The following is a 10942-nucleotide window of genomic DNA, read 5'->3' as shown; positions in this document are numbered from 1 at the left end:
TTTAAGTCCCCCCGCTCTGTGTGGTTTTTCTCATTTTTCTATGTTAGAATTCATTGTAAAACAATAAGTAAAGGGGTCGTTGCGGCGGCCACGGCCTAAGGAGAGCAAAAACAATATGAGTAAAATTTTGATTATTGAAGATGAGAAGAACCTGGCGCGGTTTGTTGACTTGGAATTGAAGCACGAAGGTCACGAAACCGCCGTTTACGGTAATGGTCGCCAGGGGTTGGATGCCGCGTTGGCGGAGGACTGGGATGCCATTTTGCTGGACCTGATGCTGCCAGAATTGAACGGCCTCGAGATTTGCCGTCGGGTTCGGGCCGTGAAGGATATGCCGATCATCATGATGACCGCCCGTGACTCCGTTATTGACCGGGTTTCCGGGTTGGACCATGGTGCCGACGACTACATCGTCAAGCCGTTTGCCATTGAGGAATTGTTGGCGCGGTTGCGTGCGTTGTTACGTCGAGTCAACTCGATGAACGCTTCCAACCAGACCAAGCAGACGAAGTTAACGTATCGCGACCTGACGATTGAAAAGGAAAACCGCATTGTCCGCCGTGGGGACGATATTATTGAGCTCACGAAGCGTGAATATGAGCTGTTGCTGACCCTGATGGAAAACGTCAACGTGGTCCAGGACCGTAACGAATTGCTGAAGAAGGTTTGGGGTTACGATTCTGACGTTGAAACCAACGTGGTGGATGTTTATGTTCGCTACATTCGTAACAAGATTGACAAGCCGGGTGAGCCGAGCTACATCCAAACCGTCCGTGGTACCGGCTACGTTATGCGCTCTTAATGTTTAAACGCAAAGGGGGCCGACGTCAGCCTCGCCGACAGCGTGGATTTGTCTCGTTACGATGGACGTGGGCCTTTGCGGTCGCGTTTGTGATTTTCCTGACCTTCTTGGTCTTTTCACTTGTAATTTATGGGGTGATGGGGCAGACGCTGCTGGCACAGGAACGAAATACGGTTGCCGATACCGTTAATTCGGTGCAGAAACGCCTCGAACCAATCAGTTCCAGCTTAACCGCACGGACGGTTTTTCCCAAAATTGATGTTGCTACCGACAATGGGAGTGCGGTTGCCACTGAGTCTGGTAATAGCCACGGTTCGGTCTTTTCAGATGCCATCGTGCAGAAGCTTTCACGTGAGGACGTCACGGTGACGGTTTATGATCAAAGTGGTCACCAGGTATTTAGTTCGCGGCCTGCACCACTGTCCTTGAAGAACACGTCCCGGTTACGGGTGACGACTGAACGTGCCAGCCGGTTCGATGGGCTAGTGGCCCGGACCCCAATTGTCAGTGCCCATACCAGCAAGGTAATTGGCTACTTGCAGGTCACGAATGCGCTCACGAGCTACCACCGGACGATGAACCGCGTTACCAACACGATCTACGTCGTCAGTTTTGCCGCCCTCGTGATTTCGGCGATGATGGGCTTCTTCCTGGCGAGCCGTTTTCTGCGGCCGATTCGCCGCATTAGTAGTACGATTGATCAGATTAATAGTGAGCCGCAGAGTGATGCCCGTATTCCGGCGCTACGCACTAACGACGAGCTATCGCACTTGATCAATGAGTTTAACGCGATGTTGGACCGGATTCAGCGGTTTATCGACCAGCAGACCGACTTTGTTGGGGATGTGAGCCATGAGCTACGAACGCCGGTGGCCATTTTGGAAGGACACCTCAACCTACTGAATCGGTGGGGTAAAGATGATCCGGAAGTGCTGGACGAATCGCTGAAGGCGTCACTACAGGAAGTATCCCGGATGAAGAGTCTCATCCAAGAAATGCTTGATTTGACGCGTGCCGACCAGGTCGAGACCCAGTTTGTCAACGCGGTCACGGAAGTCAATGAAGTCGTCGAGCAGGTCACCAACGACATGCAGATGATTCATCCGGACTTTACTATTACGCTGGAAGACGAGTTACCCGGTCCCACATGGGTGCAGTTTTACCGCAACCACATGGAACAGGTATTGATCATTTTGGTCGACAACGCCGTGAAGTATTCCCGGGACCGGAAGGAAATTCACGTTTCGGTTGGTTCGTCCGACGATTCCGTTGACCTGGCGGTACAGGACTTTGGTGAGGGGATTGCGCCTCAAAACCAGGATCGTGTCTTCAACCGGTTTTATCGCGTCGATAAGGCTCGGAGCCGTGAGAAGGGTGGTAACGGTTTAGGCTTGTCCATTGCTAAACAACTGATTGACGGTTACCACGGCACGATCGGCGTGGAATCCGTCCAGGGTAGTGGCTCAATTTTCCGTATTTCGCTGCCCAAGTTGACCGAAAAGCAGGTCGCTGAATATCAGCGGCGGCAGGAAGCGGAGAAACCAACACCGTTGAAGCCGGAGGATCTGGATAAAAGCAACTTAGCTTAAGATAATGTGTACCAAAAAAGGGTGACTTCATGGTGAAGTCACCCTTTGCTATTGCTAATAAATTACGATGCGAAGTGTTCGCCGAAAATCTTCATGCGCCAGGGATGCATGAATTCCGCTACCGCCGCGTAGTCGTCAACCAGTGAAACAACGTAGCTTTCGCGGTAGCGTGGGAACGCCAGGGTCGCGCCCCACATGTGCTTGACAATAATGTCGCGCTCCATCGGTGAAAGTTCAGTCAGGTGTTCAGCATTATGCAAGGCAATACGGGGGTGGACGTAGGCATGGGTCCCACTATCAAACTTAGTGGTGCGCCAGTCATAGTAGAATAAATCGTGCAGCAGGCCGCCACGCGCCAGCGCGCGCACGTTCAACCCCATCCGCACACCGATCAAGTAGCTAGTATACGATACGCGGATGGAATGCTCTAAACGGTTGGAATGGTGGTGCTGGGTGTAGTTGGCCAACTTTTGTACCGCTGGCTCCGCTAGCAAATCATCAACCAGGGCACGATAGGTCTGGTCGTGTTCCCACTGCCGATATTTCTCCATGGACACATCTCCTTCGAATTTTTTCTAACGCAATTATAGCAGGTTTAATAACGGTACACACCCTAATACGTGAATGTAACTAATTTATAATGATTCAGTAGTTAGGCCAGTAGGTGGAACAAAACCACCCCAGCCGCAACGCCGACATTAAGCGATTCAGCCCGGCCCCGCATTGGAATGTAAAGGTTCTGGTCGGTTTGTGCCAGTAGCGCTGGATCCATCCCGTTACCTTCATTACCCATAACGAGAGCAAAATTGGTCGTAGGGGCAACGTCCGTGTAAGGCAACGCCTGGTCGTTTAGTTCGGTACCGTAGACGGGTACCCCGGCGTCTTTGAGTTTTGGTATCAAGTGGTTGAGGTTGGCGCTCACGACGGGGACGTGGAACTGGCTACCCTGCATAGCCCGCAAGACTTTAGACGAGTACGCATCGGCAGTACCGTGGCCCAGCACGACCGTATCAATCCCCGCGGCGTCCGCAGTCCGGACCATCGTGCCGACATTGCCGGGATCCTGGATGGCGTCCAACAAGAGAAAACTGCCCGCAAGGTTGGTGGGTAGTTCAACGTGTGGTAGGGGCATAATGGCGAACATCCCCTGTGGCGTTGGCGTCTCCGCCAGGTGTTGCGCCACTTCGCTGCTGATTTCAATGGTCTGGTCGTAGTAATCGCGGACCGCTTGTTCGTGTAGGTACTTGCTGGTGACAAAGATGGTTTCTGGCTGTGCGCCACTAGCAATGGCTTCGCGCACTAAGTGTGGTCCTTCCAGCAGGTAGCGGTCGTAATCCTTTTGGTACTTACGGCGCGTTAGCTTCTTGGCACGCTTAATCTTATCGTTCTTTGGTGACATAATGGTTTCCATTTGGAATACCTCCCATTGCTAGGATTGTACCACATACGCGGCGTTGATAGGGCTTACTATGACCCCGACGCCAAATTATTCTGCTTGATTTGTAGCTGGGTGCCACGCAGGGGTGACTATCCGCCCACACTGGGTCGGACCAGTGTTAAAATGGACGTATCAACGCACGGGTCGAGCGTGTTTTCCGGCCCGCAAAGGAGGACGTTCAATTGGCAGATACAGCATATACAATCAGGGTGAACGGCCGTGTTCAGGGTGTCGGCTTTCGGGCTACGACCCAGATGGTGGCGATGCGGATGCAGATTCGTGGGGATGTACGCAATCAATCCGACGGGTCGGTTTTAATTCACGCCGTGGGTAGTCCGACGCAAATGAAGGCTTTTCGCGAAGCCATTAAGCAGGGCCCTTCACAGTTCGCCCGCGTATCCACTTATGAAGAAACGCCGATGACGGATGTACCGGATTATAACGGATTTAACGTTGTATATTGATAGCCGTTCCCAGTGCGAGTATAGTGGACAACGATATTACAGTTGAAGGGATTACTACCAATGAATAAAAAGTTCAAACGTTTCGGCATGGGTGCGGGGCTGACGGCGCTAGCGTTGGTCCTCGCTGCATGTAGCGGCAGCGCCCAGCATGTTTCCAAGTCGGGGATTGTGACCCGGACGCCACCAACCGGCTTTTTTTATGGCTCGCTATATAAGTACATTTCGACGCCCATTTCGCACTTGCTGGACGGTATTGCCCACATGCTGGGCACGGGTAGCGGTTATGGCTGGGCCATTTTACTGATTACCTTGGTGGTCCGGTTGGTGCTGATGCCGTTTATGTTGCGGCAGCAAAAGAACATGACCGAGCAGCAGGAAAAGACGCGTGTATTGCAGCCGCAGTTGACGCTGCTCCAAAAGGCTGCGAAGGTCTCCCAAGACCAAACAACGACTATGCAGATCAACGGTCTCATGCAGGATGTATATAAGAAAAATGGCAGCAGTATGTTGCCACGGATGGGCTGCATGATGATGATCGTGCAGTTGCCGATTATCTCGGGGCTGTACCAAGCGGTCGCGTATTCTAAGGATATTGCTAACGCCAAGTTTCTCGGTTTTGCCTTGGGCCACACGAATTTAGCCGTGACCATCGTGGCCACGCTATTCTACGTTGCACAAGGTTACCTGATGTTGCTGGGTTCAACGCCAGAGCAACGGAAGGCAATGCGCACGTCCATGTGGCTATCGCCGTTGTTCACGTTCTTCATTAGTATCGTTTCGCCAGCTGGTTTGGGGCTCTACTTCTTGGGTACCGGGCTGATTATGTTGGTTCAGCAGGTAATCGTGACGTTTGTCATGCTGCCGGCTATCCGGGAACGGCTTGACAAAGAAATGGCGGAGACCCCACCCGTACAGGTGGTTACACCGGACATGTTCAACGAGGATGGTTCCATTACTAGTCGGGCCCCGATGCCGTCAACCATGGGTGCGATGGAAAGCATGGGGATGGCGCATCCCGAGCACCACGATGATGACACCACGACGACTGGGCCGAGTGCTGCCGAGTTGCGGGCGCGCAACGCGGGCAAGCAGCACCGGGAGTAATAGTAGTTTGTGTAGTAGTCGATAGATATTGAATTTGTGGTACCCAGGTTGGTCAGCTTATTGACCAGCCTGGGTGCTTTTTTTGGATTTACGCGTTATTAGTTATATGTCCCAGTGGCCGTCAGTGGTATGATACGGGTGGCATATGTGATGTTATTTGAGCCTGGCATTATTGTCTCAGGTGAAGGAGGAGGTAGCTATGCCCACACGGGGTGCAATACGTCGGCGCCGTTCGCGTTTACGGGTGACGTTAAGTGTCGTGTTGGTGGTAGTAGGGATGCTGGTCGTGTTCGGGGGCGGCTGGTGGTACATGAATCACGGAACACACATGGCGACGAGTCACGTCGCACAAAGCAGCCGCGCACTACAGAGTAAGAAAGTATCGCAGACGCGCAGAAAGGTGCATCCTGCCGCTAGGGGTGCAGCCAAGGTGAGCCAGTCACAAGCAGCTACACCAATACCTAGCGTTGTGGGTATTGGTTTCCGAATCATGCCGATACTATTTAACGGGGAGGACATTGATGCGGCGATGGATGCAGGGCGTGCCCCACAGAATTCGGTACATGATGGCGGCCGTTTGGGCTACTTTAAAACCGCCAGTACTGCGCGGATTAGTGGTGTACCAGGTTACTTTTATGTCCATTCTGAGCCGTACTCAATTGATAAACAATTCATCCATCTCAACGGGTGGAACATTCCCTATAAGGTCGTTGATGGGCAGTTGGTGACACCGACTTGGTCGGCAAAAGATCCTGACGGCAACGTTATAACTTGGCGGTTAACAGTCGATGATACGGCCGTGGATGAGGTCGAAACGCATGCCCCCCAATCTAGTGCGTCTTCATCTGGTGGGGTTGATCAATTAAATCTGACCAGCGCGCAATTGGAGCACTGGGTCCGCGCGGTTATCAAGCAGGGTAGTCAAGGTTATGAGGCTGATGATTATTCGTTTGAACAACATTTTCGCAATGGTTACGCCGAAATTGAGGAATACACGGCATCCTCGGGTAAGCGTGAGCTGATGGCAACCTACCGGGTCAACGGGCAGGGGGAGCTAGAAGTGAAGGATGATAATACGAATCAGCAGTGGACCGTCGTGTCACAAACCTACTTTTAGGTGAGTATTACCTTGCACTTTCTACCGTTTGCGGTATACTAACTATAAATAAGCACGCTTAGAACGGGCGTTTTATAGATAATGTGAGGGGAGTATTATGGCAACGGTGAAAACAGTTAACTGTACGCAAAACAAAACGGGGAAGGATCTATGTCCACACTTCCAGAAGACTTTCGCGATTCTGGGCAAGAAGTGGAACGGTCTGATTCTCGAGGTGTTGATTGACGGACCGCACCGTTTCAAGGATATTGCTGGTGCAATTCCTAAGTGTTCTGATCGTGTTTTGGTTGAACGGTTGAAGGAGCTGGAAGGCGAAGGCATTGTGGACCGTGTAACGCACGCGAACTCCTCGCTGATTGAATACCAGCTGACCAACAAGGGCCAGGGTTTGAAGACCGTGTTGACGGCTGCCCACGCCTGGGGCGACCAGTGGTTGACTGATGAAGAGTGTGTTGACGCGATTGCCTAAGACCGTTACACTAATGACAGATTGACACAAAGACGTGGAAGAAAACGCAAGTAGTGGCAGCTGTCAGGAAGTGGAGTCCAGCGACTGGAAGGCTCCTCGGTGTAAGCTACTCGTATTCATTTTCTGAGTTGACTTGTTAGCTACGGCGGCATGTTCCGGAGTGGTCCGTTACCCCACTGATTGAGTGTACGGCCATGTGTGTTGTGGTCGTGAACTAGGGTGGTACCGCGGCCAAAGTCGTCCCTAACCGTTTATGACGGTTAGGGACTTTTTTTGTACAGGGCACAACCCCCTTTTGCGGGGCGCCACTCGACTAAATTGCGGCGCTTCGTAGGTAAAAAGAGTACCCACCTGTTCGTGCCCTGTCCGGAATTTTTCGCCGTCGTCAACCCCAGCTTTGTGTCACTAGTAGCTAACCAGAAGGGAGCACCACCATGAGTTTAAGGGATAAATTGGAACAACTGGCCGATGAAAATCGCGGCCGCATTCAAAAAGCGTCCGACCTGGACGAGTTAAACCGGATCCGTGTTAAGTTACTCGGCAAGAAGGGTCCCATCACTGAAGTGCTACGCGGCATGCGTGATTTGTCACCCGAAGAACGGCCACAAGTCGGTGAATTTGCCAACAAGGTTCGCGATGACCTGAAAGCGGCCATCGAAAAGCAACGGGCGGACATCGAGCAGGAAATTATGGCGCACAAAATTGCGTCCGAAACGGTTGACGTTACCTTGCCGGGTACGCCAGTACGGCGTGGGACTGCGCACGTGATTGAACAAATTATTGATGACCTTGAGGATCTGTTTATGGGTATGGGTTACCAGGTCGTCGATGGCTACGAGGTTGAGGAAGATAAGTACAACTTCGAAAAGTTGAACATTCCGCCAGACCATCCGGCACGTGACATGCAGGATACTTTTTACCTGGGGCACGACTTGCTCATGCGCACGCAAACGAGTGCTGTTCAAGCACGGACGCTGGAGAGCCACGATTTCAGTCAGGGTCCGCTGAAAGAAATTAGTCCCGGCCGCGTGTACCGGCGCGATACGGATGACGCCACGCATAGTCACCAGTTCCACCAGATGGAAGGTCTAGTCGTGGATAAGCACATCACGATGGCGGATTTGAAGGGCACGTTGCTGGCCATGGCCCGCCACGTCTTTGGTGCGGATCGCGAAATTCGGTTACGGCCAAGCTACTTTCCATTCACGGAACCAAGTGTGGAGGTTGATATCTCCTGCTTCCGTTGTGGCGGCAAAGGTTGTGCGGTCTGCAAGTATAGCGGCTGGATCGAAGTCTTGGGGGCCGGCATGGTGCACCCCAACGTGTTGAAGTCTGCAGGCGTTGATAGTAGCGTTTACGGCGGCTTTGCGTTTGGCGTTGGGCCTGACCGTTTGGCCATGCTGAAGTATGGGGTCGACGACATTCGCAGTTTTTACACGGATGATGTACGGTTCCTGCACCAGTTCAAGACGGAGGGTTAATTCATGGATGTTTCATATGATTGGTTAACAGAGTTAGTTGATGTGCCCGTTGGCCCCGAAGAGTTGGCGGATAAAGTTTCCCGGACCGGGATCGAGGTTCCTAGTGTCACGCGGCGCGATGAAGGGAAAAAGAAAATCGTCGTCGGCCACATTGAGAGTATCCGTATGCACCCCAACTCCGACCACATGCACATTTGCATGGTGGATACCGGCGAGGATGAGTTGCGGCAGATTGTCTGTGGTGCACCCAACGTGGCGGCCGGGCAGACGGTCATCGTGGCGCTGCCTGGGGCACGTATTGCCAATAACCAGAAGATCAAGCGGGGCAAGTTGCGTGGTGAAGTGAGCGACGGCATGATTTGTGCTTTGCAGGAAATCGGCTTTAGCGACAGTGTGGCACCAAAGAAGTACGCCGATGGCATTTACGTTTTGAACGAAGACATCAAGCCCGGAACGGATGCTATGGCAGTGCTCGGCATGCACGATGCCGTGCTCGACTTTGACATCACGCCCAACCGTGCCGATGCCTTAGGTATGCGCGGTGTAGCTTGGGAAGTTGGTGCCACTTACGGCAACAAGCCGCACTTTGATGATCAGCCCGTGGTGGACGACGGTCAGCCGGTTGGTGACTACCTTCAGGTGAGCGTTGATGACCCCGACGATGCGCCTAGTTACAACTTGCGGGTCGTGACGGGTGTGCACGTCCAAGACAGCCCACTGTGGCTTCAGCGGCGCTTATGGAATGCCGGTATTCGGCCACTCAACAACATTGTGGACATTACGAACTACATCATGCTGTACTTTGGGCAGCCAATGCACGCGTTTGATTACGACAAAGTCGGTAACGGGACCGTCCGGGTCCGCCGTGCTACGGATGGTGAAGCATTGACCACCCTGGACGGGACGGACCGGACATTGACACCGGATGACATTGTTATTAGTAACGGCGATACCCCACTAGCTCTAGCTGGGGTGATGGGTGGATTGAACTCCGAAATTACGGGCAGCACGACGACGGTGGTATTTGAATCGGCCGTCTTTAACCGGACGAGCATCCGCAAAACGGCGCAGCGCTATGATTTGCGTAGTCAGGCCAGTTCCCGTTTTGAAAAGGGGATCGACGAATCCAGCATTATTACCGCCCTGGATACGGCAGCCCGGATGGCAACTGAGCTGGGTGGCGGTACGGTAGCGCATGGCATTGCCACGGCTACCAGTGTGAGCGGTGCCCCTAAAGTTATTGCCATTACCACTGACCAAATTAACCACGTGCTGGGGACTACGCTCGACGCGGCGACGGTGCGAGGCATCTTTGACCGGCTCGGCTTTGGCGTGACCGGCGAGGGTGACCAGATGCAGGTATCAGTGCCGGCTCGGCGCTGGGATATCTTTATTGTGCCCGATCTGATCGAGGAAGTTGCTCGGATCTACGGTTACGACAACTTACCCGCTACCTTACCCACAGCAACCATGACGGTGGGGACGTTGAACTCCGTCCAGCGGCGGTTACGGCGGAACCGGACGTTGCTACAGGGAGCCGGGTTGGACCAAGCCATCACCTACTCACTGCGCGGGGAAGGCCAGGCCAACGAATTTGGTTTGGAAAGAAACGCCACGACTAAGTTAGCTTGGCCAATGACGGTTGATCACCAGGAATTGCGGGCAAACATGCTGACCGGATTGCTGGACGCGGTCCGCTACAACGTAGCCCGTAAGGAAACTGACGTCGCCCTGTACGAACAGGGGCGGGTCTTCATTCGGCAGCAGGATCAGCACCGGCCAGCCGAACACAATTACGTCGCGGGTGTGTTGACGGGCAACTTTGCCAACAAGGAATGGAACCAGCCGGTGCAGCCAGTTGATTTCTACGTCACCAAGGGGATCGTTGCCATGTTGCTGGATGATTATAACCTCGACGGCACGGTGACCTACACCACTGCCGACTTGCCGGCCAGCATGCACCCCGGCCAGTCCGCCTACGTCATGTTGGACGACGCCCGCATTGGGTTGCTGGGGCGGTTGCACCCGCAGTACGAAGCGGCGCATAACCTCCCACAAACGTTTGTGTTCGAACTGAACTTGGAGCCGTTGCTCACAGCCGCGCGGGCAGATAAGACCGTCAAGCCAGCACCAAAATTCCCGGCAATGACGCGTGACGTAGCGCTGCTGTTGGACAGCAAGACGACCAACGCCGCGGTGGAAGCCGTGATTGGGGCAAACGCTGGGGCTTACTTGCGGGATGTGCACCTGTTTGACGTTTATGCTGGGCCAAAGTTACCACCAGCAACGCGCAGCTTGGCCTACACGCTGACGTTCCGGCGTGATGATGATACGTTGACTGAGGAGACCGTGGAAAAAGCCATGGCGGCAGTGGAAGCGGCCCTCAAGACTGAAGTAAACGCTAAAATTCGTTAGTAACTATCGCTTTTTAAGGTTGTTTCTAATATAATGGTCGAGATAATTAACGTTTTGGAGGTC

Annotated in this window: 10 protein-coding genes; 8 read left to right on the top strand and 2 right to left on the bottom strand. The window is 53.2% G+C overall.

What is annotated here, in order from left to right:
• Nucleotides 1-115 precede the first annotated feature (115 nt).
• Nucleotides 116-802: a response regulator transcription factor gene (locus FD19_RS02880; RefSeq protein WP_054749550.1), complete on the top strand. Its 687-nt coding sequence runs from the start codon at nucleotides 116-118 to the stop codon at nucleotides 800-802.
• On the top strand, nucleotides 802-2391 hold the full coding sequence (locus FD19_RS02875; RefSeq protein ID WP_054749549.1) for a HAMP domain-containing sensor histidine kinase: 1590 nt from the start codon (nucleotides 802-804) through the stop codon (nucleotides 2389-2391). Before FD19_RS02880 ends, FD19_RS02875 begins: the two co-directional genes overlap by 1 nt.
• A gap of 62 nt (nucleotides 2392-2453) precedes the next feature.
• Here the strand turns inward: FD19_RS02875 and FD19_RS02870 are convergent, their stop codons facing one another.
• Nucleotides 2454-2942 carry an HD domain-containing protein gene (locus FD19_RS02870; protein ID WP_054749547.1) on the bottom strand — a complete coding sequence of 163 codons (489 nt, stop codon included), beginning with the start codon at nucleotides 2940-2942 and terminating at the stop codon, nucleotides 2454-2456.
• 101 nt (nucleotides 2943-3043) lie between these two features.
• On the bottom strand, nucleotides 3044-3802 hold the full coding sequence (locus tag FD19_RS02865) for a TrmH family RNA methyltransferase (RefSeq protein ID WP_054749545.1): 759 nt from the start codon (nucleotides 3800-3802) through the stop codon (nucleotides 3044-3046).
• A gap of 209 nt (nucleotides 3803-4011) precedes the next feature.
• Here FD19_RS02865 and FD19_RS02860 point away from each other — a divergent pair, with 209 nt between their 5' ends.
• The 6 genes from FD19_RS02860 to pheT all read left to right on the top strand — a co-directional run bounded on the left by FD19_RS02860 (nucleotide 4012) and on the right by pheT (nucleotide 10879).
• Nucleotides 4012-4293 carry an acylphosphatase gene (locus FD19_RS02860; RefSeq protein WP_056969074.1) on the top strand — a complete coding sequence of 94 codons (282 nt, stop codon included), beginning with the start codon at nucleotides 4012-4014 and terminating at the stop codon, nucleotides 4291-4293.
• A gap of 60 nt (nucleotides 4294-4353) precedes the next feature.
• Nucleotides 4354-5397, top strand: a complete 1044-nt coding sequence (gene yidC / locus FD19_RS02855; RefSeq protein ID WP_056969073.1) for a membrane protein insertase YidC — start codon at nucleotides 4354-4356, stop codon at nucleotides 5395-5397.
• 199 nt (nucleotides 5398-5596) lie between these two features.
• The gene (locus FD19_RS02850) at nucleotides 5597-6514 is read left to right on the top strand and encodes a hypothetical protein (protein ID WP_056969072.1); all 918 of its coding nucleotides are present in this window, start codon (nucleotides 5597-5599) and stop codon (nucleotides 6512-6514) included.
• Between the two features lie 94 nt (nucleotides 6515-6608).
• Nucleotides 6609-6983 (top strand): winged helix-turn-helix transcriptional regulator, encoded by a 375-nt coding sequence (locus FD19_RS02845; RefSeq protein ID WP_420836027.1) that lies wholly within the window; start codon nucleotides 6609-6611, stop codon nucleotides 6981-6983.
• 434 nt (nucleotides 6984-7417) lie between these two features.
• Complete coding sequence (pheS, locus tag FD19_RS02840) at nucleotides 7418-8464, top strand: phenylalanine--tRNA ligase subunit alpha (RefSeq protein WP_056969071.1); 1047 nt, start codon at nucleotides 7418-7420, stop codon at nucleotides 8462-8464.
• 3 nt (nucleotides 8465-8467) lie between these two features.
• Nucleotides 8468-10879, top strand: coding sequence for a phenylalanine--tRNA ligase subunit beta (pheT, locus tag FD19_RS02835; RefSeq protein WP_056969070.1), 2412 nt, complete (start codon nucleotides 8468-8470; stop codon nucleotides 10877-10879).
• The last annotated feature ends 63 nt before the right edge of the window (nucleotides 10880-10942 follow it).

Origin of the sequence: Lacticaseibacillus thailandensis DSM 22698 = JCM 13996, assembly GCF_001436135.1 — a bacterium.
Lineage (GTDB): Bacteria > Bacillota > Bacilli > Lactobacillales > Lactobacillaceae > Lacticaseibacillus > Lacticaseibacillus thailandensis.
Note: the sequence above shows the minus strand (reverse complement) of the source record. Positions and strands in the feature narration are given on the sequence as shown.